The 25,420-nt window shown below is 46.0% G+C and carries 22 protein-coding genes; 12 read left to right on the plus strand and 10 right to left on the minus strand.

The genetic code is table 11. The features are described from left to right. Positions 1-2: 2 nt before the first annotated feature. Genes FX988_RS07825 through FX988_RS07835 form a run of 3 tightly spaced genes read left to right on the plus strand, consistent with a single transcriptional unit; the run spans position 3 to position 3,065 of the window. Positions 3-770 carry a histidine phosphatase family protein gene (locus tag FX988_RS07825; protein WP_254700751.1) on the plus strand — a complete coding sequence of 256 codons (768 nt, stop codon included), beginning with the start codon at positions 3-5 and terminating at the stop codon, positions 768-770. After that, positions 763-1,806, plus strand: a complete 1,044-nt coding sequence (locus FX988_RS07830; RefSeq protein WP_254700752.1) for a CobD/CbiB family cobalamin biosynthesis protein — start codon at positions 763-765, stop codon at positions 1,804-1,806. Before FX988_RS07825 ends, FX988_RS07830 begins: the two co-directional genes overlap by 8 nt. A 14-nt stretch (positions 1,807-1,820) precedes the next feature. Beyond that, positions 1,821-3,065: a threonine-phosphate decarboxylase gene (locus FX988_RS07835; protein ID WP_160179108.1), complete on the plus strand. Its 1,245-nt coding sequence runs from the start codon at positions 1,821-1,823 to the stop codon at positions 3,063-3,065. 98 nt (positions 3,066-3,163) lie between these two features. Here the strand turns inward: FX988_RS07835 and FX988_RS07840 are convergent, their stop codons facing one another. The 6 genes from FX988_RS07840 to FX988_RS07865 are packed head-to-tail and all read right to left on the minus strand — an operon-like array spanning position 3,164 to position 7,741. Beyond that, positions 3,164-3,994 carry an enoyl-CoA hydratase/isomerase family protein gene (locus FX988_RS07840; protein WP_160179109.1) on the minus strand — a complete coding sequence of 277 codons (831 nt, stop codon included), beginning with the start codon at positions 3,992-3,994 and terminating at the stop codon, positions 3,164-3,166. Between the two features lie 36 nt (positions 3,995-4,030). Next, complete coding sequence (locus FX988_RS07845) at positions 4,031-4,945, minus strand: 3-hydroxyacyl-CoA dehydrogenase family protein (protein ID WP_254700753.1); 915 nt, start codon at positions 4,943-4,945, stop codon at positions 4,031-4,033. Positions 4,946-4,950: 5 nt separating this feature from the next. Further along, positions 4,951-5,760: an SDR family NAD(P)-dependent oxidoreductase gene (locus FX988_RS07850; protein ID WP_160179111.1), complete on the minus strand. Its 810-nt coding sequence runs from the start codon at positions 5,758-5,760 to the stop codon at positions 4,951-4,953. Positions 5,761-5,771: 11 nt separating this feature from the next. After that, positions 5,772-6,119, minus strand: coding sequence for a cupin domain-containing protein (locus FX988_RS07855; protein ID WP_160179112.1), 348 nt, complete (start codon positions 6,117-6,119; stop codon positions 5,772-5,774). After that, on the minus strand, positions 6,106-6,918 hold the full coding sequence (locus FX988_RS07860) for a cyclase family protein (RefSeq protein WP_160179113.1): 813 nt from the start codon (positions 6,916-6,918) through the stop codon (positions 6,106-6,108). The genes FX988_RS07855 and FX988_RS07860 overlap by 14 nt, the downstream gene beginning before the upstream one ends. Before the next feature lie 16 nt (positions 6,919-6,934). Continuing rightward, entirely contained in the window at positions 6,935-7,741 is an 807-nt protein-coding gene (locus tag FX988_RS07865; RefSeq protein ID WP_160179114.1) for a cyclase family protein, read from the minus strand. 176 nt (positions 7,742-7,917) lie between these two features. Here FX988_RS07865 and FX988_RS07870 point away from each other — a divergent pair, with 176 nt between their 5' ends. Continuing rightward, on the plus strand, positions 7,918-8,706 hold the full coding sequence (locus tag FX988_RS07870; RefSeq protein WP_160179115.1) for an SDR family NAD(P)-dependent oxidoreductase: 789 nt from the start codon (positions 7,918-7,920) through the stop codon (positions 8,704-8,706). A gap of 105 nt (positions 8,707-8,811) precedes the next feature. On the opposite strand, the gene FX988_RS07875 is transcribed toward FX988_RS07870, so the two are convergent. From FX988_RS07875 to FX988_RS07885, 3 genes are read right to left on the minus strand one after another with little or no spacing between them, the layout of a single operon-like run. Beyond that, positions 8,812-10,329 carry a class I SAM-dependent methyltransferase gene (locus FX988_RS07875; RefSeq protein ID WP_160179116.1) on the minus strand — a complete coding sequence of 506 codons (1,518 nt, stop codon included), beginning with the start codon at positions 10,327-10,329 and terminating at the stop codon, positions 8,812-8,814. Positions 10,330-10,373: 44 nt separating this feature from the next. Continuing rightward, positions 10,374-11,786, minus strand: a complete 1,413-nt coding sequence (locus FX988_RS07880; protein WP_254700754.1) for an arylsulfatase B — start codon at positions 11,784-11,786, stop codon at positions 10,374-10,376. A gap of 25 nt (positions 11,787-11,811) precedes the next feature. Next, the gene (locus FX988_RS07885; RefSeq protein WP_160179118.1) at positions 11,812-14,208 is read right to left on the minus strand and encodes a TonB-dependent receptor; all 2,397 of its coding nucleotides are present in this window, start codon (positions 14,206-14,208) and stop codon (positions 11,812-11,814) included. A 283-nt stretch (positions 14,209-14,491) separates the two neighbouring features. On the opposite strand from FX988_RS07885, the gene FX988_RS07890 reads away from it, so the two are divergent. From FX988_RS07890 to FX988_RS07910, 5 genes are all read left to right on the plus strand, one after another. Then, a complete protein-coding gene (locus FX988_RS07890) occupies positions 14,492-15,451 on the plus strand; it encodes a 3-hydroxyacyl-CoA dehydrogenase family protein (protein WP_160179119.1) in 960 nt (319 codons plus the stop codon). A gap of 32 nt (positions 15,452-15,483) precedes the next feature. Beyond that, on the plus strand, positions 15,484-16,503 hold the full coding sequence (locus tag FX988_RS07895; protein ID WP_160179120.1) for a fumarylacetoacetate hydrolase family protein: 1,020 nt from the start codon (positions 15,484-15,486) through the stop codon (positions 16,501-16,503). A gap of 99 nt (positions 16,504-16,602) precedes the next feature. Next, positions 16,603-17,382 (plus strand): IclR family transcriptional regulator, encoded by a 780-nt coding sequence (locus FX988_RS07900; RefSeq protein WP_160179121.1) that lies wholly within the window; start codon positions 16,603-16,605, stop codon positions 17,380-17,382. 1 nt (position 17,383) lies between these two features. After that, on the plus strand, positions 17,384-18,745 hold the full coding sequence (gene fahA, locus FX988_RS07905) for a fumarylacetoacetase (protein ID WP_254700755.1): 1,362 nt from the start codon (positions 17,384-17,386) through the stop codon (positions 18,743-18,745). Then, on the plus strand, positions 18,742-20,229 hold the full coding sequence (locus tag FX988_RS07910; protein WP_160179122.1) for a sodium:solute symporter family protein: 1,488 nt from the start codon (positions 18,742-18,744) through the stop codon (positions 20,227-20,229). Before fahA ends, FX988_RS07910 begins: the two co-directional genes overlap by 4 nt. Before the next feature lie 363 nt (positions 20,230-20,592). On the opposite strand, the gene FX988_RS07915 is transcribed toward FX988_RS07910, so the two are convergent. After that, the gene (locus tag FX988_RS07915; protein WP_160179123.1) at positions 20,593-21,486 is read right to left on the minus strand and encodes a LysR family transcriptional regulator; all 894 of its coding nucleotides are present in this window, start codon (positions 21,484-21,486) and stop codon (positions 20,593-20,595) included. 196 nt (positions 21,487-21,682) lie between these two features. On the opposite strand from FX988_RS07915, the gene FX988_RS07920 reads away from it, so the two are divergent. The 3 genes from FX988_RS07920 to FX988_RS07930 all read left to right on the plus strand — a co-directional run bounded on the left by FX988_RS07920 (position 21,683) and on the right by FX988_RS07930 (position 25,323). Continuing rightward, positions 21,683-22,303 carry a glutathione S-transferase family protein gene (locus FX988_RS07920; RefSeq protein WP_160179124.1) on the plus strand — a complete coding sequence of 207 codons (621 nt, stop codon included), beginning with the start codon at positions 21,683-21,685 and terminating at the stop codon, positions 22,301-22,303. Between the two features lie 92 nt (positions 22,304-22,395). Next, entirely contained in the window at positions 22,396-24,531 is a 2,136-nt protein-coding gene (locus tag FX988_RS07925; RefSeq protein WP_160179125.1) for a pyridoxamine 5'-phosphate oxidase family protein, read from the plus strand. A 324-nt stretch (positions 24,532-24,855) separates the two neighbouring features. Then, on the plus strand, positions 24,856-25,323 hold the full coding sequence (locus FX988_RS07930; protein WP_160179126.1) for a DUF1348 family protein: 468 nt from the start codon (positions 24,856-24,858) through the stop codon (positions 25,321-25,323). The last annotated feature ends 97 nt before the right edge of the window (positions 25,324-25,420 follow it).

Consider the following 25,420-nt stretch of genomic DNA (forward strand, 5'->3'; position numbering starts at 1 on the left):
AAGTGAAAAATGAAAAAGCGAGAAGCAATAGGGAAAATGGAAAGATTGAGAAAAGCCTAGGTTTTATGTCCTCTAACTCGAATAGCAATGCCAAAATACGCTTTTATCTTTGTCGTCATGGGCAAAGTGAGTTTAATGCTAAGGGGATTTTACAAGGGCATTTAGAAAGTCCGTTAAGTCCGCTGGGTATAACGCAAGCGCAGGCTTTGGCCCTAAAAGCGAAGCTGTGGGAAATTAGTTATATTGTAAGTTCGCACCTTGGCCGCGCCCAGCAAACCGCCCACATTTGCGCCGAGTTTCTCAATAAAGAAATACATCATTCGCAACGAATAGAGCCCCAAAGCACGGCGGAATTAGCCGAGCGACATTTAGGTGCTTGGCAAGGCAAAGCTGTTGCCCAACTGACTGAATTTCATCAATTTAATACACTTTGCTACCAACAAACCCACCTTACTCCGCCTAACAGCCTTGAGCCAGATAACAGCCCTGAGCGAATAAACAGCCTTGAGCGCATAATCAGCCTGGGAAAAAGCGAAAGCACAGATGCTGTGCGCCAACGCATGCAACAAGCACTTCGAAATATTGCCCAAACAACTGGTGTTAACGCAGACTCATCATCAAGAGAATTAAATGTGCTGGTGATCAGCCACGGCGACGCTCTTGCCTGTTTAATGAGTCAATTCACCCAGCCAATCGCTCTAAATAATACCCAAGGCATGCTTCTGACCTATCACCACGACAAGCTCCAATGGGGTGGACTCATTGACTGAATTAAGCTCAGGACTAATATCCCTTTTGTCATTTTCAAACTTAGCTATCATCGGTGGCCAGATGGTATGCGCTTTGCTGCTTGATGCCCTATTAGGTGAACCTAAACGCTATCACCCGCTTGTGGGGTTTGGCCACCTAGTCAACCGCTTAAAGGCGAAGTGCAACAAGGCCTTTTATGCATCTCACCAGAGTAGAAGTTGCACCGCGCCGCGAGTACAAGGGGCTTTGTGTTGGTTGATATTAGTATTACCTTTGCCCATTGCCCTATGGGGATTAAATCATGCCGCTATCAGGTATGCTCACAGTATTGAATCCCAGTTGCTAATAGGGTTGATTTACCTACTAAATAGCTGCGTATTGTATCTTACGCTTGGTATGCAAAGCTTAAAAGAGCACGCCATGCAGATTTATCATCCGTTAGCACAAGGTGATATCACCAACGCCCGCCATTTTACCGCTTATATGGTCAGCCGTGATACCCAAGCGTTAACGTCTCACGATATGAGCCGAGCCACAGTAGAGTCTGTTTTAGAAAATGGTCACGACGGTGTCATCGCCAGTCTGTTTTACTTCGCTATTGGCGGTGCGCCACTGGCGGTATTGCATCGCCTTGCTAATACCCTCGATGCTATGTGGGGTTACAAAACACCTCGTTTCTTACATTTTGGCTGGTTCTCGGCCCGCGCCGACGATCACTTAGGTTGGTTAAGTGCGTATTGCACATCAATACTGTATGTATTAGCTACCTCGCCTCCTTTTCAATACACGCATTTAACGCGAGCATGGCAGCAAGCAAAAGGCTACAAAAGCCGAAATGGCGGGCGGTGCATGGCAACAGGTGCGGGCGTCTTGCACTTTACCCTAGGTGGAACGTCAGACTATCAAGGCAAAACCATTCACAGCCCCGTACTTGGGCTCGGTGAAGCGGTAACGTTAGCAGATATCCCCCGCAGTATTGGTTTGGTTGCACGCAGCGCTTGGTTACTAGCACTTGCCCTATTTCTTCTTGGCATTTTAATGCAGATACTCTTTTAATTAGGTACATTTTTATGGATAAAAATATGACATTGATTAGCACCACATCTACACAAGCCTCAACACAAGCTTCAAGACCTAGTAGTGCACAAGAGCAAGCCTTAGTCCACGGCGGACAACTGAGCACTATGGCCAAGCGCTATCACATTGAAGAAAAAGACTGGCTCGATTTATCCACCGGCATTGCGCCTATTGCCTACCCTGTTGGCATACTCCCCAGCGCCTGTTGGCAACGGCTACCACAACATAGTGAGCAGCTTTCGCAAGTTGCTCGTCGCTATTATCAAACGCCAAATGTACTTCCTACTCCCGGTAGTCAGAGCATCATTCAAATGTTACCGCAAATCTGTGCCAGTCGAGGGTTTGCGCGCAGTCAAGTATGGCTACCAAAAGTGGGCTATCAAGAACATCGAAAGGCCTGGCAAAAGGCAGATTATCAAACGGTTAATTACACCGATATCAATGAGCTTGAACAGATAAAGCACAAGGATATTGTATTACTGATCAATCCAAATAATCCCACGGGAGTGCTATATTCTAAAGAACATGTATGCCAACTGCTCGAACACGTTCATAGCAAACAAGGCTTATTGATCATCGACGAAGCCTTTATGGATGCCACCCAGCAACAATCCATGGCCCAAGAACTCGATCGGCGTCACCGTGCTACTCACTTGCAGCCCCAAAACGCTTATCTGACGCAACAAGCCACAGCAGCAACAGAAACCAACAGCAAACAAAACAGTTCAAATAACAGCGCGAATGACTGTCCAGCTAACGCCCCGCATAACATCGATAAAAGTGATGCATTAATTATCCTGCGCTCAGTGGGCAAGTTCTTTGGTTTAGCCGGAGTTCGCTTAGGGTTTGTGCTGGCAAGTGAACCTTGGCTCAGCGCCATGTCTTCTTCTTTAGGGCCTTGGGCGGTAAGCGGGCCGGCTCAATTTGTCGGTGAACAGGCTTTAACTGACCATCGCTGGCAGGAAGAGCAACGAATTGTACTCAAGCGATTAAGCAGCGCGTTAGAAACCGTGTTAGCTCAGGCGTTCGCTCAACCAGTGCATGGTACATACCTGTTTAAAACCGTAGGTACGCCCCATGCCCCGGCTATTTTTGAAGCCCTATGCCAACAAGGTATTTATGTCCGTTTATGTGATGAAAACGATGCACTGCGCTTTGGTGTACCTCACGAGCAGGGCTTAAAACGGCTGGAATATGCTTTACATACTGCACCGATACAACAGCTCATATCACGTTGATTAAAGTCAGCTCGATATGTCACAAACGCAACCAATCCTAAAATGGTTTCGCTTTGATGGCTGACAAAAAGCACCATCAAAGCAAAAGGCAGTCTAGGCTACTTGTCGTCGTATTTTATGTACTCAAAATCGTGAGCTGAATCAGACATGTTGAACGAGTACATCTCCGATAAAACATGAATTCTGAAATCTCTTTCTACGACAGCTTTCCATGGGCGCACACAAATATAATGAGTTAAGCGGCGACAAGAGCGACTCTTTTTCATAATATCTTTGGCAATTTCCCACGCGCGATCGACAATGTTTTCACGCTCGACCACTTCATTGACTGCGCCAAGCTCTAAGCACGTTTGCGCGTCCATTGCGTCACAGGTCAGCATCATGTAATTACCACGCTTAACCCCTAGAATTTCTTGTAAACATAAGCCCATGCCGTCACCAGGCACGTGACCGCTGTCCATACCAAAATGGTCATCTTGCAATACGAAGTCGGGAGTACACAGGGTAATGTCACTCATCATACACATTTCCCAGTGGATCCCTTTCCCGTTGATAGCGGCGATCGTTGGGATCTCAATATCATTGATAAAGTTCTCAACGATTTTCAACGTGTCGTAAATTTGCACGTTGAATCTTTGGTCTTCATCTGGTGATTGCTCAACTTCAGCGAACGATTCTGTGTCCCATTCGTTGATCCACTTATCATCTGTTGAGGTCAAAATAAGTACTTCATTTTCTTTATCGTGTCCGATAACTGTCCATAATTCTGCTAGCGCATGGTGAAATTGGTAACTCCATTTTACTGGGCCGTTCTTGGTGTGCATTTTCACTTCAAGAATGCCGTTTTCACGCTTGAATTTAAAAAAGTCTTTAAACTTTTCGCTGTATTCTTCCAATTTAGGTACTTGATAATATTGATTAATCGCCATGATGTTTACCTTCTATGTTCATTAAGTCGTTTATGATTAGCTCAATTGCTGCTTCGCTTTTTCCACTAAAAAATTGCGTAAATTCTGCTTCACTTGTTCAGCGCTTTGGGGTGTCCACTTTCTGAAACCTTGCCCGGCTTTCATCCCTAAGCGCCCATTGGCCACGTTATCCACCAGCAAAGCTGGCGGCTCAGATGTGTTGTCTAACGTAGGAAATAAGGTTTTATAAATATCTAGTGTTAAATCCAGTCCCACTAAATCAGATTGCTCAAGTGGGCCTAGTACCGCCAGACGCTGGCCAAACCCATGCTTCACCACATCATCAATGGTTTCAGCGTCACACACTCCCGCTGATACCAAAGCGATGGCTTCGCGTTTCATCGCATGTTGTAAACGGTTGCCAATAAAACCCGGAATATCCCGTTTCACATGTACCGACTTCATTCCAACGCTGTTGAATAGTTCGATGCATGTAGCAATAACGTCCAAACTGCTTTGCTCCCCTTGTACCACTTCGATCAAGCGCACAAGGTGCGGGGGGTTCCAGAAATGGGCACCAACGATGCGTTCAGGGTGACTTATCCCTTGGGCAATAGCCGAAATAGGGATCGCCGAGGTATTGGTGGCTAAAATGCAGTCTTTTGATGTGTGCTTTGCCAATTCACTAAAAATGCTGCGTTTCACCGCGAGCTTTTCAGGGCCAGCTTCGATCACTAGATCGGCCTTAACCACAGATGCGGCAAGGTCAGTGAATGTAGAAAGCCGGGAGAGGGCATCACTAGGCAAACCGAATAACTGAAATATCTCAGCGATTTTCGTCGGTGCTTGGCAAAGAACCTCTTCGTTTGGGTCCAATAAACTCACCTGATAACCAGCAGCAAGAAATATCTGCGCGATGCCATGCCCCATCAAACCGGCACCCACAACAGTAATGTTTTGAATATTACTCATCGTCATTAACCCGCTGTAAAGCCACCGTCTACGTACATGATTTGCCCCGTGCAGAAATTCGAAGCTGGTGACAATAAATAAATCGCCATACCAACTAAATCTTCGGCCTCACCCAAGCGCCCTAAAGGCAAGCGTGACAGAGAGCGTTGCTTGGTGGCTTGGCCTAGTTCGTTATCTTCATCGAACATCCAAGCGGTCAGTTTTGAACGAAAGACCGTAGGCGCAATAGCATTAACATTGATGCCATGTTGCCCCCATTCGGTGGCTAGCACCTTGGTTAACATGTCAGTCGCGCCTTTTGAGGTGCAATAGCCGGTATAGCCAGAAATATTGCCATGTCGGCCACGAACTGATGACACCATAACGACTTTTCCGCCTTTGAGCTTATTCTCAATACGCCAGGTTCCGTAGGCTTTCGCCATAAACCAATTACCACGTACGTTGGCATCCATGACTGCCTGCCAATCTTCATAGTCTTGCTCATGAATAAAGCCTGCCTTGTTGTAGCCTGAGCCGATGAACATCAACTCAATACTGCCATAAGCCTCAACCGCAGCTTTGATCATGGCGTTTGCATCGTCTAACGAATCTGGGCGACGGTTGATGGTTTGTACTTCCCCCCCCACGCTGCGACATTCTTGTGCCACACTTTGTAGCTCTTCATTATTGCCCGCCACCAGCGTTAACTTGGCGCCAAGAGACGAAAGAGCGATGGCCACTGCGCGACCAAAGGCACCAGATGCTCCTGTAATCAATGCAGGTTTACCTTTAACATCGAATAACGACAGAGGATTTTTTAAGGGTTCTGAAATCATGGGATCACCTATTAGCTATTGGACACAATGACCAACATGGTCACTACCTGGTTAGTTCTGTTTTCAACTGAGCGCTCTTCGTTGTAACCAATCACACAAGAGTCTAATTTTCCCAGCTCAGTGGTGATTTCTTTGTCTCCCTCTTTGGTCAAGATAGTGGCCTGACCGTCGAGTACGACATACACTTTTTCGTTCGGTGAAGAAGACCAGTTGCACCCGCCGCCAGGTAAAAAATAAGACAAACTACAAGAGAAACTCTCAAGTTTACTGGCCTCTAGCCCTTGAAGACGTAACGCCGAAACATCCCAATGCAACTTAGCCTCATAAGGCTTTGCATCCTTAATTTTAGTTACCTGCATAATCTTCTCCTGTGTCTATTGTGAATGACTGCTCTGGGTCAAGTAGCGCCACCAAACGAATGCCGCAGCCGTCACCACCGGGCCAGCGCCAGGGGTAACACATGAAGGTGCACCGCTTACCGGTAATTTTGTCGATGTCACCGCCTACGTTCTCAATGCCTGGAATACCCGCGGCTAACAGCGCTTTGTGTGAAGGCTCCCAGTGGGGAAAATCCTTCATCACATCACGGCCGGTTTCTTCTTTGTATTCTTTAAAAAGATGATGATGCGTGGGGCCCGGCCCATGATCGACCAGCTTAGTGCCCAAAGGATGATCTAAGGCTTGTACATCAATACCTAACAGCTTAATTTTCTTCTCAACCAACCACTCTGCGCCCTCTTTATATAGGCCAGGGCTGTATTGAAAGTACTCATCATTGTCACCCAAGTTTTTGTGGCTACCGGTATTGATAATCACTATGTCGTTTTCACGAATTTTAGGTCGTGCGTTTTCTAAATCGTCGGGCGTGACCACGCCCCACTTACCTTTGGGGATAGACACCACAACACCTGTACCAAAGAAGCGCCAGGGTTCGAATGAGTCGATGTCAGGGGCGTTTTCCGTTACATGTATAGGGGAATCCATATGTGTTCCCCGGTGCATAATCCCTTCCCACTCCATGACTTGGCAGCCATGCATGGCGTGAAACTGATGGCTGGTAACGGATATGCCTTTTGGGCTTGAAGGCCACTGAGGCATACCATGGCCCCAGCGGTTACTTAAATCAAAATACTGTAAACCTTTATCTGATGCTGACATAACAGCTCCTCCTGAATTAATTGTCACCGGTTTCGATGCGATATTTGCCACTTGGATCTGATATGGCCATTAGGCGCACCACGCAGGCATCACCTTCATTCCAGCGCCATGGCATGGCATGAAACGTACAACGCTTGCCAGTCACTGTATTTAAGTCACCACCGACGTTTTCGATGGTCGGAATACCGTGCTTTAGCAGCAACTTATGGGCAGGTATCCAATCGGGATAGTCTTCACTGGCTTTACGCCCCGTTTCTTGCTCATATTGAGGAGCAAGGCGCTTCATGGTGGGGCCATTTCTGTGTTCACCTAAAGAGGTAGCAAGAGGGTGGTCAACTTGGGGGGTATCCACTCCCACCATTTTGACTTTTTTATCAACTAACCACTGTGCTGCTTCTTCTGACAAACCAGGAGAGTGTCCAAAATACTCTTGGCTATCAGCGTAACGTTGATGCCAGCCAGTATTAATAAGCACTATGTCATCCTGTTTTAGGTATTTTGCGCTTGACTCAAGGTCCTCAACGCTAATCAACTCCCATTTTGATTTCGGAATTGACAACACTATGCCCGTCCCCCAGAAGCGGTCTAGATCCAGCTCCCCCACACCTTTTCCGCCTTGAATAAGGTGGATCGGCGCATTAACGTGAGTCGAGGTGTGAAAGGTAGTTTTGAATTTTTGGCTCATTACGCCATGCTTAGCATGGTTTACTGAGCGATAAAGAATGAGTTCATCAAAACCAGGTAAAACAGGTTGGTTATGTTCCCATGGGTGGCTCAGTTCAACGAATTGAAGGCCGGTTGTTGGTTCGGTTCGCACTGACATTTTTTTGTTCCACTTTTTCTTTGTGTGAAACGAGTATTGCACGGGCTTTTTCGCTATTCGACATAGGTGTCTCAACTATTAAAACAGTCAACGAATATAAATGGTTTTTGTTTTTGTCCTACTAAATACTAGCGCTATCGGAAAATATTTATGGCCAAAACCGAAGAGGAAAAAGCATGAAAAACACCCTTACACCCAGCGAATTATTTAGTTTGAAAGGTAAGTCTGCACTTGTGGTCGGCGCATCAGGCGCATTAGGGGGGGCTGCGGCCCATGCCTTGGCTGCAGCGGGCGCAAACCTGACATTAACCGGCTCAAATAGTGAGACGCTAAAAAGCCTAGCGCAGGGAATGGAGCACTATGGTGTTTCAATAACTGTGCACATTGGTCGCCCTGAAACACAAGACGACGCCCAACAGATGATAAATACGGCTACACAATCTTCCCCTTTAGACATAGTAGTTTGCGCATCAGGCACCAGTGTTGTGAAACCGATTACCGATATGCAACCTGACGAGTTTGATAAGGTCATGGATGCCAACGTTCGTCAGTCTTGGCTAGTATGTCGTGCTGCCAGCAAAGTAATGATTGAACAGAACCGTGGCGGCAAATTTATTTTGGTGTCGTCGGTTCGTGCTCATTTTGCCACCCCAGCAGGCACATCCGCCTATGGTACCTCGAAGGCCGCCATTAACATGCTAACGCGTTCATTAGCGGTTGAACTTGGCCCACACAATATTTGCGTGAACGCCATAGCCCCTACAGTATTTCGCTCTTCACTGACCAGTTGGCTGTTCGAACCCGAATCAGCCGATAAACGTCAACAAGTGTTAAACCGAATTCCCCTTGGCAGGCTCGGTGAGCCAGAGGATTTCAACGGTATATTCATGTTCCTTGCATCTGCTGCTTCGAACTTAATCACAGGTGAAATCATCAACATAGATGGCGGCTTTTCCTGTAACTAATACCAATAAATAATTAACTAGTCAGCGGAAAGGGCAGTATCTCACTGCCCTCCGCATCCTTTGTATTGTAAAAGCTTATATCTTGTACAAACTTGTATATCGTTCTTAGAGTAAAATCCCCAAACGCACTAACTCAGGCACCACCTTCGCTCTAAAGGCCGGTAAGCTTTGTTGAATGATATTCACAAACTCACCTTTGTTTAGTGGTTGCCCATTCGGGCCATGAAACGCATTGCGCAGATCGCCGAGCTTTTCCCACGCGCTGCCAACATCGCCAATTACCAGCGCCCACAAATACAACCTATCTTTGATCGGCAACAGTAAACGAGAGCCTATGGTTGAAGAAGCAAACGGGCGCCCATGTTCAAGATGAATATCTTGTTCAAGCACAAGTCGATTCAACGCCGAGGGCATGCTAAATGCAGAGCCTTGCTTGTCTTTATTGGGCAAAGGCTGTGCCAATGAAACAATTCGTGTCGCTAACAGTTGGCTATAAAGGTGGTCTATCGTGTCATCAGTTAACCCTAACCCGCTGAAATGTTTTGTTAGCTCAGCAAACGTCTGGCAATCTCGCCCTTTATTCAGATAGGAGATATGTGTTCGAGTGATTAACTGTGCGCCAGGAAATTGCTTTAAAATAAACGCCACGTTTTGATCGTCTAAGGCACCAGGGGCAATATAGAATCCATAGTGTTGTAAGCGCGCGGTCAGTGGTTTCGAATCTATCTGCCCGCCTTTAAGGTAAATATCTTTACGCTGGGCGACGTTCCAAGCGACATCCTGCAATAACTGCTGGCTCGCGATAGATAACTCAGTCTCTGTTTTAGGCTTGGGTAAATGAGCTGATAGCTCAGGTAAGTTATGCTGCAACCCCGCACTGCCCAAAAAGCTAAATTCTCTTATGGCTAATGATGAGATCACATCGGCGCTCCAAAGGCCATGTGGCTGCATGTTCAATACTTCATGGGCTTCATCCGCTGCAGGGTTGGCTAAAATACTCGATAACCTTTGATTAGCCTGTTCATTTTGCTCAAAGAACTGCCCTCCCCCATCGCGAATGGCGGATAGCAGGTGACTAGCACCGGTTAATTTATCTGCGCTGTTGCCAGTAAATTGACCTGCTAATTTCTGGATCATTTGATATAGCGGCGCAGTTTGTGCGCCCCCTGGCATGGCCGAATAATCTAGGTAGAACAGTCCGCCGAGGCGAACAAGCTGCTCAGCAGCATCAAGTAATTGCGCTTGCCGTTGTGCATCTAACCAAGAATACACGCCACTGACAGTGCAAATATCGAACGGCTGAAAGCTTGATGGGGCTAATTTCGCAATATCTCCTTCGATAAATTGCACATTCGATAACCCTGCTTGTCGGGCTAATTCACTTGCTTTGGCAATATGCGCTGGATTGATGTCGATACCGACAAACTCCGCTTGTGGGTAAGCGTCAGCCAGTATAGACAAGGTATGGCCGTTGCCACATGCAATGTCTAGATAGCGAAACGAGTCATTAATGTTAACGCCGTCATACCCACATAGCATCGCTGCCGTACAAATATGCACCGGTGTCTGCAGGGCACCAAAATCAGAGTTAAACTCTACGTCTTGGGTATATTGCGCTCCCATCAAATCACTCCTTTTTTATCGTTATCAACACAACTACATCTCAGCTACAAAGCAGTTTCTAACCAAGGCTTTCTCGTTTCTGCCTTGCGAACATTGTAGTCAAAGTGCCCATGGGCATCTAAAAACAGAGACTCTGGAGGCGGCCCTTTCGCCGCTTTAGAGGGTAAATGAGGCAGTAACGTCAGTTCAGACATTAATTGAGCCACCAACTCAGGATGATCCATTGCAACATCGCTGTGTTCGAATTCGTCTTGCATTAAATTGAACAAATGCTTATTGCCTTTGGCATCGACGATCAACTTCCACGGCCATTGGTAAACCGCTTTTTGCTTGGCGGTTCCTACTACCACTTCCCGTTGAATGGTTTTTTCATCCGTCTCTGAAAGATTGAAAAATTGGCTAACCCCATCAAAGTCATCCCCCTTATAATCTATGTTTGCCGCTTCAAGTAAAGTGGGGGCCCAATCTTGAGTGAACATAGGTTGATTCATGGTTTTGTGTTGTAGCTTTGCAGGCCAACGAATTAACACCGGCACACGAACACCGCCCTCATAAACACTGCCTTTTCCTCCTTGAAGTAAGCCATTGTTTGCACCTGCTTCTAAGTTTCCACCATTGTCACTCATAAATACCACTATGGTATTCTCGGATAAACCTTGCTTATCTAATGCAGCTAACACTTCACCAATGTCTTGGTCAACGTCTGAGGTCATGTCCGCAAACACTTGTCTGTCCTTCGACTCAAAATCAGAGTAGTCGTTAATCGGGTTAGGAACATACTGTAATGGGGTATGGGGTGCACTGTACGACAAGTACATAAAGAAAGGTTTATCCCCTTTGAAATGAGTGATTTTATCAATCGCTTTTGCGGTCAATAACTCAGTAACAAAGCCTTCTTCACGAAGTGATGTATCATTGTTCTGCCAATCTAGGCCACCAAAATAGACATGGGTATAATAGTCAATAAAGCCCCCTAAAAACCCGTAAAAGTCATCAAAACCACGGTTATGCGGCATGGCACTTCTCTTTGCCATACCGAGGTGCCATTTTCCCACCATCCAAGTTTGATACCCCGCCTCCTGAAACCGTTCAGGCAAAGTAGTGAGATCTTCAGGTAACATGGCGTCGTTTTCCATCGGCCCATCTATACCGAAATTAAGCGGGTTTTTGCCTGTCATCAGCGCAGCTCTTGTAGGGCTGCAAATAGGATAGGCATAACCGTGTTTAAGCGTAACGCCTTGTGATGCTAAGTTGTCGATATTTGGAGTGTGTATTTGAGAATCTAAATACCCTACATCCCCATAGCCCAAATCATCGAGTAAGATGAACAATATATTCGGTGCACCGGCGACTTGAGTATTTTCTTGACTCGTTACCGCACCTGATGAACCAGAGTCTTGGCAGGCCTGCAGTAAAAAGGCACAGCAAAGGCCAATTAAATAATGTGTTTTTTTCATACTTATCATCCAAAAATTCGCCTTATTAATAAAAGCTATAGCTTAAGTTAATGCCCGCCGTACGCGGTTGGCGAAGTCTAATACTGGTGTTGTATGACATACCAGCAATTCGCCCATCAAAAAACCTAACTGCCCCTGCTGGCGAGTCTTCATCGAAGACATTATTCACAAAGAGCTCCACAGACCACTCATCTGCACGTACGCCAGCGCGCAAATTCACTAAAGAATAAGCAGGTAAATAGTCAGTATTAATTTGCTCTACGTAGCGTTTTGAGCGGTATTGGTAATCGGCGCGTGCATAAGCACTCAGTCCATTCTCAAGTGGAACCGTGTAAGTAGCATTCAGCGCGGCCGTATACCGAGACAACATAGGTGGTGCGTTACCGCCAATTGTGGCAGCACAATTAAAAGGTGAAGTAGACGTTGGAGCAACGCCATAATCTAACGGTATAGGTGAGCAGGCGTCGTCTTTGAACTCTAAACCGGTATACGCCAGACTGGTGCCCAAATCCAGTGCATCAAAGGGTTGCCACTGCCCTTCAAACTCAAGCCCCATCCCATCTAAATCACCGGTATTGAGAAACAATCGAGAGTAATAATCATCCGCAGTCGTTCCCTCGCTTAAGACACCATCATCTGGCGTCCAATTCGCCGTGGCGGGTTGCACATAGCCTTCCCAGTCCAAATAATAGGCCGCTAGCGAATAACGCAAATTATGCTCACGAATATTGCCTTTAATACCCAATTCATAACTGAGAATTTCTTCTTCTTCGTAAGTTTGAAATGCTTCTAAGTCATAGTTTTCTTCATCCGCTGTTTGCACCAAAATTGGATCGAGGGCATTGGCGTTGAAGCCCGCTGGATTTGTTCCCCGAGCGACTTGTAGATACACATTGTTCTCGTCATTTAACTCATAGCTGAGTGCAATACGAGGTTGAAAGGATTTGGTTTCACTACTAGAAGTAATATCGCTTTCTACACCACGAGCCGCATTCGCTGGGTATACGCTGTCAATTTCATCCGCTTGGTATCTGCCTTCAAAAGATGCCGTTAATTTATCGCTCAAGTCATAGCCAACACTAAAGAAAACCCCAATATTCCTCGCTCCTTCTGAATACAAATCCATCACGGCACCCGTTGAACGGTTCGCATAAACGGTATTTAGATAATCATATTCATATAACGACGCCCCCACTAACCAATCAAATGACCCTTCGCTTGGTGAAGCAAGGCGCACCTCGGCGTACTTTTCATCACTTTCAGGTGAAGAGCCAACATGTATGGTTGTCACATCTGAGTAAGCATCGCGATCGAACCACGTTTCGCCTTCCTCATCGGTCGTTGCCCCCAGCGCGGTTAAGGTCATGCCGGAATCGAATTCGATTTCAATAGAGCCCTGAATACGATCACGATCAATACGAGTGCCGGGATCAAGCACTGGATTAACAGGGTGATCGAAGTTGTAATCAAAAACCAAAGGGACAGAGTCAACTTCGCCGTTTATGACACATGCACTGCCGCCACCGTTAATAGCACATAGGCCATCGCTATCAAGCGCGTATGGTTCAAGTTGATCCAAATTAGCGAACAACACCGCAGGATGATCATCGTCAATCTCCTGCGTTATATACATTAATTCTGCTTTAACATTTGCCGTTGGTGTATACACAAGTTTTATTGAGCCAAGTTTGTCACTAGTGCCACCAAGTTGATCACCTGATGTTGTCACCCAATCACTTGGTCCACCGTAATGTTTGCTCTCTAGGGTTGCCATCACCGCCAGTTTATCTTCGACCAATGGGCTAGACATAACCAAACTCACATCACGGGTTTCATCTGTGCCTATGGTTGCACGCCCATCAAACTCAAACTCACCGATTGGGTCTGGGTCGCGGGTGACGTAATTAATCGCACCACCAAAAGTAGAGCGCCCAAAAGCGGCACTTTGTGGCCCGCGTAATACTTCAACATGCTCAAGTCCAGCAAAAGAGCTAATCCCTTGAGAGCCAACAACCGGCATCCCATCAATAAAGGTCGTTACTTTTGCCCGTATAGAGGAGTTTTCGGTTGAACCAACACCGCGAATGGCTGGTTTATTGGCAATACGACTGCCATCTGCGTTGTTTTCAACCCCAGGCATCAAGGCGAATAAACTTGTAATATCACTTACTCCCGCCTTCGCCAAAGCATCACCACTCATAGCACTTAGCGACACAGGTACATCTTTAACTTCTTCACCCCTTTTACGTGCAAAAACCAATATTTTTTCAACATCCGTTTCAGTTGTACCCTGCTCTGTCACTTGACTCGTTTCTTCTTGAGCATGTGCTGTTGCAACGTGCAAACAAGGGCTTAATAGCAGCCCACAGATTGCGATATGAAGTGGATTTTTTTTGAATTTATCATTATTTTCTAGGGTCATACATGCTCCTAAGTGCCACATTGGCTACCGTATTTAACTGACATATAGATGTAATCAATTTGTTAAATTTAGGTTATGACCGCTTACACTTAGGGTCAATCGGGCTGTTTCAACTATTGCGACGACTTAAAAAGAATCCCCCCAGCATTTTTCCGCGCGATTACGCAAGCAATATTGAAGGTGTCTTACTATTCAAGACACCACCATTGAGTGCATTCTAGGACAAACCTACACTTATTAACGGTTTATTAACACTGTAATAATGTAAGGCAGGTAACGTTAAATGAAAAATCAAAATGCTGAACAGGTCAAGAGTGTCGCCGTAATTGGCGCAGGCATAATGGGAGAAGGCATAGCACAGGGATTTGCTCAAGCCGGTATACAGGTTAGCGTATTTGATAATAATCACGAGGCGTTAACCAAGTGCAAACAAAATATCGCTAACAATATTGACGCATTCATTGACTATGAATTAGTCAGTGAAAGCAAAGAGACTATCACCGCCAGAATTGAGTATTACCTTGTCAGCAACTTGGCTCAAGATCTGGCAAGCGTCGATTATGTGATTGAAGTGCTCCCTGAGATATTACCTCTCAAACGAGACCTTTTTCAGCAGATAGATAACCTGCCAGATAATATTATTTTTGCCACAAACACCAGCAGTATGACGGTATCTTCCATAGGGCAAGAGATGAAAAGTGCTCATCGCCTTATCGGTTTACACTATTTTAATCCTGCGCATATTATACCTGCGGTAGAGATTCATACGGGCAGTGAAACGTCAACGGATACCATAGAACTTACCCAAGCCCTTATGAGCAAAATTGGTAAAAAGCCGGTATTGGTTCGTAAAGAAATTCCTGGCTTTATTATTAATCGACTAACAGGCGCCATGGAGCGTGAAATCGATTATTTGCTAGAGCAAGGCGTGGTATCACCAGAGGATTTAGATATAGCAGTCAAAGCCAGCTACGGTTTTAGACTAGCCTGCTTAGGCCCAATGGAAGCAGAAGACATGATAGGCCTTGATACTGCAGCTCGCGCCTCCGCGAATATTTTCCCCACCCTTAGTAATGCACTTGTGCCATCTGAACAACTCCTAGAAAAAGTGAACAAGGGAGAAACAGGAATAAAATCCGGAACCGGCTGGTATCGCTATCCTGATGACCAAAAAGCACAAAAAGTCGCGAACAACAATCAACGCTTACTTCGACAACTACAGCTTTTTCAACAACAAAATTAACCTGATTTAGCCACATAATTGGAGAGATACCCGTGAAATTGATTACCTTTAGTGTACAAACACACTTAGGCACACAGACCCGAATCGGTGCCTTGCTTGGCGATAAAGCGTTAGATTTGAACTTTGCCTACGCTGCAATGTTGCACGATTCAGGCAAAACAGAACGCTATTACCCATTAGCTGAAGCCCTAGTGCCATCCGACATGATTACGTTCTTGCAAGGTGGCGAACAAAGCATGTCTGCTGCCAAACAAGCCATAGAATTTGTGCAACAGCGCCGCGCAAATAACCAAGCTTTACGAGGTCCCGATAAACAGATTTTGCTTTATGCATTAAAAGATATTGAGTTGCTCGCACCAGTGACGAATCCTGGCTCAATTCGCGACACGATTAGTTTTGAAACCCACGCTAAGAACTTCGAAAAACGTACCGGTAAGCCGATCCCAGAACTGTGGTATCAGCAGCCCCTTTATTACAAGGGCAATACTCGTACTGTGGTTGGCCACAATACAGTAGTGCCTTGGCCAAACTACACAGAAAAGCTTGATTATGAACTGGAATTTGGCGTGTACATCGGCAAAACCGGCAGCAATATAAAAGCCGAAGATGCACATGCGTATATCGCCGGCTATACCATTTTTAATGACATCAGTGCTCGGGATGTACTGCAAAAAGAAATCACCATGCTGCTCGGCCCCGCCAAAGGAAAAGACATGGACATGGGAAATGTTATGGGCCCCTGCTTAGTGACCCCTGACGAACTCGATCCTAGTTCATTAGATATGCAGGCCAGAATAAATGGCGAAGTATGGTCCAGTGGCAATAGCTCTGACATGTATTGGAGCTTCGCGAAAATCATCGAGTATATCTCTCAATCAGAGACCCTCTACCCTGGCGACTTCATAGGCTCTGGCACCGTTGCGTTTGGCTGTGGTGACGAACTAGAGCGCTGGGTACAACCTGGGGACCTGATTGAGTTAGAAGTACAAGGAATAGGCGTACTCTCGACGACTGTTGGACAACGCACTTGCAACACAAAAACAATTACATAAAGATAACAAAACATATACATTTAGTCTCAAATAATGAGACAGGTGCGTTGCTTAATTTCCTTGCTCAAATAGGATAACCAGACAGGTTTAGGAGTATTTATGAAAGAGTGTGATTCAACATCAACTGTCGACAAGGCCATTCGTGTACTGCTCACTCTTGCCCAAGAGAACGAGGAAATTGGTACCACTTGCCTTGGTCGTAAGCTTAATATTCATAAAGCCACGGTTTCACGACTACTCCTCAAATTAGCTGAGCATGAATTTGTATATAAAAACAAAGAAACTGGAAAGTATTGGCTTGGCCCGGCGATCTACCAATTGGCGATGACCATGGCTGACGTTAATTTCAATGATGTTCTGCACCTTGCCAGAACCCACATTGATGAACTAAGAGATATCTTACAAGAAACCGTTACCTTAGAAATATGGCTCGGCAACTCGACCGTTCCCACTTATTCAGCGCTGTCTCAACATCCCTTAAAAGTCGAGCTTCCCCCAGGAGAAATTTTGCCTTTGCATACCGCCGCCGGCGCCAAAGCGATTCTATCGTGCATTCATGCTGAACGAGTGGATATGTTGTTAAAAGGTGAGCTGGCGCAGGTCACACCGAATACCATCACAGACAAAACCCTGTTTCGCCAGCGCTTGGTTGAATATAACAAGCAAGGATACGCCACAGATGACGAAGAATTACACTTAGGCATCAGCGCTGTTGCCGTTCCTATTTTTAACAGTATTCGCCAACCTATCGCGGCTATTGTTGTGCTCATGCCTTCTTCGCGTTTCAAGCAAAAGCTGGAACCATCACTCATCAGTAAGCTTAAGAAAAAGGCTGGAGTGATAGGCACTGAGATGATGAAACGAGGCATTAGATACTAACATGGTACACCCTATCAATTGTTTAAATGAAACACACCAAATCACGTTAGAAAGTTGGGTTTCTTCGGCAAATGGACATGACGCATTTCCGATTCAAAACCTACCATTTGGTGTTTTTAAACAAGCAGGTCAGCAACAAGCACGCTGTGGTGTTGCCATAGGTGATTATATTATCGATATGCACAGACTCTACGCAGAACATATTTTTACAGGTCTTGCTGATGCTGCCAACGAAGCGCTAACTGAGCGAACTCTCAATCGCTTTATGGCCATGGGTGTTGAAGCGGCAGGCGCTATCAGGCTGTCGCTGTCACGATCGCTACGCACCGGCTCCCAACATAAAAGTGCGGTGAGCCGCGCTTTAGTTCCCATGACGGAAGTCATCATGCAAATGCCGTGTGATATTGGTGACTATACGGACTTTTATTCATCAATTCATCACGCAACGTCAGTAGGCAAACTGTTTAGACCTGAGAATCCTCTACTTCCTAATTACAAATGGATCCCTATCGCCTATCACGGACGTGCTTCATCCATCTATGTATCTGGAACACAGGTAAAAAGGCCCAAAGGGCAAGTCAGAGTCGACAACAAGCAACCACCGATATTGAAACCAACGGAACGTCTCGATTACGAAGTCGAACTGGGCGTATTTATCGGAAAAAAAGCATCCCCCTACGATTCAGTCAATATAACGCAAGCAGAGCAACATTTATTTGGTGTGTGCATGTTAAATGACTGGTCAGCCCGAGATATTCAAGCGTGGGAATATCAGCCACTCGGGCCTTTTTTATCTAAGAACTTTATGAGCAGTATTTCCCCTTGGCTCATTAGTTCTGAGGCATTACAACCATTTCGTATGCCCATGCAACGGGCAGAACAAGACAAGCACACCATAGACTACTTGTTTTGTGAACAAAACGAAAAACTTGGTGCCCTTGATATTCAAATGGAATGCTATCTCAGCAGCGCGAAAATGCGCCAAAACAAGCAACCGCCCAAAAAGCTGAGCCAGACTAGCTTCAAGCACTCATTCTGGACAATCGCCCAAATGATCACCCATCACACTATCAATGGGTGCGGGCTCAACTCAGGTGACTTGTTGGGGTCCGGTACCCAGTCTGGTGCTACCCCAGATGAAGCGGGCTCATTGCTTGAATTAACCCAAGGGGGTCAGCAACAACTAGCCATTTCAGCGACAGAAAAAAGAACCTTTTTACAAGACGGCGATGAAATAGAGCTTCGCGGCTTTTGCCAGAATGCATCAGGTCTGCGGATCGGCTTAGGCAGTGTCACAGGACGGGTTATTTCATGCCAATCCTCTCAAATTATTTCAAATACTAATGGGCATTTCTCACCATGAATATCACTTTAATAGTATGCGTTTTGGCATACGAGCTCATATTAATTCTTGGCGTTGGCTATCTTGTCTCCAGGCGTACTAAGAAAAAAGCGCTTCATAACGATGCTGAGTTTACCCATGGTGGCCGTCAACTCGGCGTAAGCGTTATTGCTGCCACACTTGCCCTTACCGTATTAGGTACGCCGCATATCATGGGCATATTTGAAATGGCCTGGAATATGGGCGCAACAGCGCTTTGGTTTTCAATCGCCCATGTCATATTGTTGGTTATCACGTGCCTTAGTACAGGCTTATGGATGCGTCGAACCGGGGTGAATTCTGTTCCTCAGTTGCTTGAAGATTTATACAACCCAGCCATTCGCGTCATTGTGGGTTGCGTGATGGCCGGCTCAATTTTTGGCGTACTCACCTTAGAAACACAAGGTTTGGCAATATTGTTATCAGCCATGACCGGCTGGAACGTGCATTACAGCGCAGTGGCCGGTGGTGTGTTAGGAATTTTATACGTTGTTTTAGCGGGTATTAAAGAAGTGGGCTGGATCAACGTCGCCAATGCCGTTTTGATGTACATCAGTGTCATATTAGCCACCCTATTTTTGGCATTCCAATTGCCAAACGGTGACTTTAGCTCTGTGACTAACTATTACGTGAATAGCGGTAACGAACAGATGCTGTCTATTTTTGGTCCACCAGAATTAATGTGGACGTTTGCCTTTGGCTTGGTTGTCGCCTTAGTGTTTAGCCAACCCGCTAACCAGCCACTTTTACAAGTGTGCATGAGCGCTAAAAATGAAAAAACCATCGTTAAAGCACTGTGGATCGCCGCCCCCGTTAACGGCATGTTCGGTGTATTTATTTGTGTTATTGGCTTAACGGCTAAATCTATCCCTGAGTTTGAGGCATTAGGTGCCAAGACCGCAGCAACAACAATGTTGGTAGAGCTGCTGCCGGGCTGGCTTGTAACCTTATTAGTAGGTTCTTTTATGGCGGCAATTTTGTCTTCCTTTGCCATGACAGCCCTTGCTCCTGCGACTATATTTAGTAACGACATTTATCGACGCTTTTACAACCCAGAAGCCACTGAAAAAGAGATTAAAAAAGTCACTCGGATCGTCATTATTGTCCTCGCGGTTATCGCAGTGGTAGTGGGCTCTTTTTTACCGCAGATATTAGCGTCGGTAGGCTGGGTACTCGCTTGGCTCATGCCGGTTTTGTGGTTATTGGTTTCAGGTTTGTTTTGGAAACGCTCGAACATAGGCGCAGGCATTACGCTAATAACCGTATGGGTAGTAAACACCTTGTGGTCGTTTACCACAATACCTCAGTGGTTAGGCATGCAAGATATGCCTAATTCCTATGTCATGTTAGCGCTAACACTCATTGTGGGCACGGTTACGAATCTAGTTTGCCCAAGTCGACCTAAGTATTTCGGGTCCGATGAATACGACGTAAAAGTGCTAGCAACGACCCCAAAGGGTCATTAAGGAAGCGTATGTTTTGGCAAATATTTTTACAAACTTTGGGCGTGATTAGTTTAATCATGCTAATTGGCTACATCATCTATAGGTGTGTTCATACAACTAATGATGAATAGCTTTGTGTTTCACCACCTAAAGAGGAAAATTGTATGCAAGAATTTGATATTACTCACTTCTGGATGCTAGGCGTTATGGTTATCATGTGCTTATTTTTTGGCGCGGCAGTACTCGGCCACATTTATAAGAATCATCATTAACCCTTTCGAATATGTAATGGTGTTTGGGTAATGCTTTTACTCGAGCACCTTTTCTTTTTTACCATACCACGTTAATAAAAAACCGCAGGGTGCATTCTTAAGGGGGCAATGATTAATGCGAATTGGTATTAAATGCCTCAGCAAGGTGATCAAGCAATGCGCGTATTCTTGCCGGTAAGTGTCGGTTTGAGGCATACACAGCGTTTAATACCAATTCGCTCGCTTCAAAGGGTTCGAAAAGCAACTCCAAAGAGCCCTCTTTTACGTAAGGCTCAGTTACGTACTGTGGACCCATGCCTATGCCCAGCCCTTGCGAAGCCATTTGCGTTACCGCTCTGGGGGAATTAGAAGCAAAATCGCCGCTAACATTAACGGTGAAAGTATTCCCAGATTCCTTGAACTTCCAATTATCAGGATCTTTTTGAGACGTCTGTAACAAACAGTTATGAGTCGCTAGTGCACGTGGGTGGGCTGGCCTGCCATTACGCTTTAAATACTCGGGAGAAGCAAAAAAGACAATACGCATATCCATCAATTTTTTAGCAATCAGGGTTGAATCTTTCAACGGCCCGAATCGCACAGCAACATCTACCCCTTCATCAACTATCGCTACGTGCTGATCAGACAGGTTCAACTCAACATTGATTTTCGGATGCAGGGCTAAAAACGGAGCCAGAGCATCAACGAGTTTAGTACTGCCAAATGCGGTGGGAGCCGTTAAGCGAACGGTACCTGACAGAGCAGACTGTCGATGTTGAATGACATCTTCTAGCTCTTCAAATTGCTCTAGCAAAGGCACGCACCGCGCAAAATACGCTTGCCCAGTTTCTGTCAACGTAACACTGCGCGTTGTGCGGTGAAACAACAAAGCACCGTGCTTTTTCTCCAACTGACCAATGTATTTACTCGCCAGCTTAGTGCTTATGCCCAATTGCTTAGCCCCTGCGGTAAACGATTTTTGTTTAGCTACCGCAATAAACGTACGTATGCCGTCAATGGTATCCATGGCTGTATTTGCCTTCTCAGTCGCGATTGATCATGAGCGATTTGGTGTATCACCCGTCATATTAAGAACATTTTGTACATAGTCATTCTATAAATCAACATATTGTTCACAAGAGTTGCTGTGCCTATTATTTGTTCGAATACAAAGCGACGCCTTATTAAGGCCAAACCACCTAAAAACAATCAGAGGACTTATCATGTCAAATGCCATCAAAATTCATTCGTTCCCGCTCTCCGGTCACGCCCAACGTGTGGAGCTATTCGCTAACATCGCTGGTATCGCCCACGATGTCATCAATGTGGATTTAGCGGGAGGTGAACACAAACAAGCGCCATTTCTAGCCCTGAACCCTGCGGGTCAAGTACCCGTATTAGAAGACGGTGACGTCGTTATCAGTGACTCAAATGCGATCTTGGTTTATTTGGCACGTAAGTACGCGCCTAACTACTTACCTACCGATGCAGTGCTTGAAGCGCAAGTACAAAAATTCTTGTCACTAGCCGCTGGCGAAATAGCCTTTGGCCCATGTAATGCGCGCTTAATTACCGTGTTTAATGCGCCCCTTGATGCTGACTTTGCTATTGCCACGGCAAACAAAGTACTAGGGAAACTAGATGCACACTTAGAAGGCAGAGAGTTTTTGGTCGGTGATAGCCCGAGCATCGCTGACATCGCTATATACACTTACACAGCGCATGCTCCAGAGGGGAATGTGTCCTTGGCTGAGTACCCAAATGTTCGTCGCTTTTTAGCAAATGTAGAAGCGCTAAACGGATTTAAACCCATGGCAGCAACAAAGGCTGGTCTTGTTGCCTAGCGTGTAGCGTTTTATGTTTTTTATTGGCTGGGCGGCGCACCTAGCCATATCTCTTGAATGTATTGAATTAATTTACCTGTACTGGAGTACTCATGGAACTTAACAACACTCCCCCCCCATTTCACGAAGGTGAGCGTCAGTTGCAAGCCAGTGCAGGTGCTCTGGAGCAGATGGACAATATTGGCCGTCGCGCGATCCGCCCATACATGCCAGATCAACATAGGCAATTCTTCCAACAACTGCCGTTTATGGTGCTGGGCAGCACGACAGATGAAGGGCAACTTTGGGCATCGATTTTACCTGGAAAGCCGGGCTTCGTGCAGTCCCCTTCCTCGACACAACTGACGATAAATACGCCTATTTTAACAGGAGACCCATTAGCATCCGCCGTCAAGCAAGGGGCTCGCTTGGGTTTACTTGGATTAGAAATGCCTACGCGGCGACGCAACCGAGTAAACGCCACCGTCAGTTCGGTGTCAAATCATCAGCTTGAATTAGACGTTGAGCAGTCTTTTGGCAATTGCCCGCAATATATTCAAACGCGGGAAATTCAATTTATTCGCTCACCATATGCCCCTGTAGAGGCGCCCGTTATTGAAACATTTACTGAGCTGAGTGCCTCATTAACCACTTTTATTCGTCAAGCAGATACGTTTTTTGTCGCCAGTTCGGCTGGGCATAATCCTCAGCACTCAGCAAACGATGAACAACCGGCGCAAAGTGCGATGGGAGTTGATGTTTCGCACCGTGGTGGCATGCCTGGCTTTATAAAGGTACAAGGTAATACCTTGACGATCCCAGATTATGCAGGGAATAACTTTTTCAACACCTTAGGTAACTTCGCTATCAACCCTAAAGCAGGCATACTCTTCGTTGATTTTACATCAGGCGATGTGATTATGTTGACTGGTGAAGCCACGTTACTTGCTAGTGACTCCCCCTTGATTGAAGGCTTTCAAGGTGCACTGCGTGGCTGGCAATTTACCTTAACCCAAGGCATAACCTTAAGAGCGGCCTTACCGTTTCGGGCAACCTTTGAAAGCTACTCTCCTAGCTCACAAGCAACAGGCACCTGGGCACAAGCAGAAGCGATAGTAAAAGCACAAGCACAGCGCAACCAGTGGCGCCCATTTACCATCACTAAAATAGAAGACGAAAGCAGTACTATTCGCTCATTCTACATACGCCCAAGTGACGATTCAGCTGTATTGCCCTTTTCTCCAGGTCAACATCTTACCTTGCGTATCAAGCAGCCCAACACTGACAAGTGGCTCGTGCGTAATTACACGGTATCTAGCGCCCCGACAGGCAACTATTATCGCATTTCGGTTAAGCGTGAATCCAATGGCCAAGTCTCAAGTGCGCTGCATGCCAACATAAGCGTGGGCAGTGAAATACACATAAAAGCGCCGAGTGGCCACTTTTTTATCGACAATAAACAACAGCGCCCTGCCGTTTTGATAGGGGCTGGCGTGGGTATAACGCCTATGCTATCGATGGCAAATGATGCCCTTGGTGAAGGGTTGCGCAGCCGCTATATTCGCCCGATGGCTGTTATTCAAGGGGCTAAAGATAGACACCAACGTGGGTTCTACCAAGAGCTCACTCATATCGCCAATCGTAGCGCTGGGCATATTCAGTATTATTCTGTGTTAAGTGATATTGATACGGGCAAGCCGCCTAAACCAATGACACCATTAGACTACACCGCTCAGGGGCGGATAAGCCAAGCTTTGTTACTCGACGTCCTTAATACAATGGCCACTACGACTAGCCACAATGCAACATCACTATTCGACAAAGACTTTTATCTTTGTGGGCCCCAAGGTTTTATGCAAAGCATGTACGATTTATTAATTGAACTTGGGGTACAAGATAGCGACATTCACGCTGAAGCGTTCGGACCATCATCTTTAGTACGCCAATCAACAGATACCAGTGCTAACGCGGAGCAAGAAGCTGAGTCGGCTTTGATAACATTTGCCCAATCTGGTATTAAACAAAGCTGGAACAGGGGCGACAAGACCTTACTGGACGTCGCCGAAAGCAGCGGGCTAACGCCAGAATACAGTTGTCGTAACGGCCAATGCGGATCATGTGCAGTAAGGCTACTAAGTGGCAGTGTAACGTACCGCAATAAGCCGAGTGCCCACGTCGACGAGTCAGAAGTATTACTTTGCTGTGCGGTTCCCGCTAAAGTTAGCCAAGCCGTCACATTGGCCTTGTAAATAAAATTAAAGATTCAGTTTCAACAAAAACGTATTTTTAGTAAATAACCTGAGTTCTGGTTAAGAAGTGTCACCCAGTAAAGTTTAAGGCTATAATTCAACGGCTTACGAATTTATACCCAAGTTGTTTTACTCTACAGCTTACTCGGTGACGAAATTTTTCGTGCATAGCAAGGCGGATTGGCGTACGTAATAACGTGTTATTGCTAGACAATCCAATGCAGTTAGGCACAAAAAGAGCGTTATCGAGAGGCTCGGCTTATCCAGTATTCAGGTTAAATAGTTTAATCATGCAATGTTAATCGACCTAAAGAGGATGTAAACATGAATACACGCCCCCCACTTCCCCCCTTTACTAGGGAAAGCGCCATGGAAAAAGTTCGCCTAGCCGAAGATGGTTGGAACAGCCGCAATCCAGAAAAGGTCTCTCTCGCCTATACAGAGGACACCAAGTGGCGAAACCGCAGCACATTCGTTAATAACCGTGCAGAAGCAGCCGCGTTTTTAAAAGCCAAATGGGATAAAGAACTGGAGTATCGCCTAATAAAAGAGTTGTGGGCTTTCACTGAAAACCGTATTGCCGTTCGCTACGCTTATGAATGGCACGACGACAGCGGTAACTGGTTTCGTTCGTACGGCAACGAAAATTGGGAATTTGACGAAAACGGCCTAATGCAAAATCGCTTTGCCTGCATCAACGACTTACCCATCAAAGAATCAGAGCGAAAATTCCGTTGGCCACAAGGCCGCCGCCCTGATGATCATCCTGGTTTGTCTGAGCTAGGGTTGTAAGCACATCGGATACAAACAATAAAGCTCCCCCCTCTCTAGGCGTTCCCTAAGAACGCCTTTATCTCTTTTTCCAAAATCGATCACGCAAACGCCGCGG

The sequence above is a fragment of the Paraglaciecola mesophila genome, assembly GCF_009906955.1.
In the GTDB taxonomy this organism is placed as follows: domain Bacteria; phylum Pseudomonadota; class Gammaproteobacteria; order Enterobacterales; family Alteromonadaceae; genus Paraglaciecola; species Paraglaciecola mesophila_A.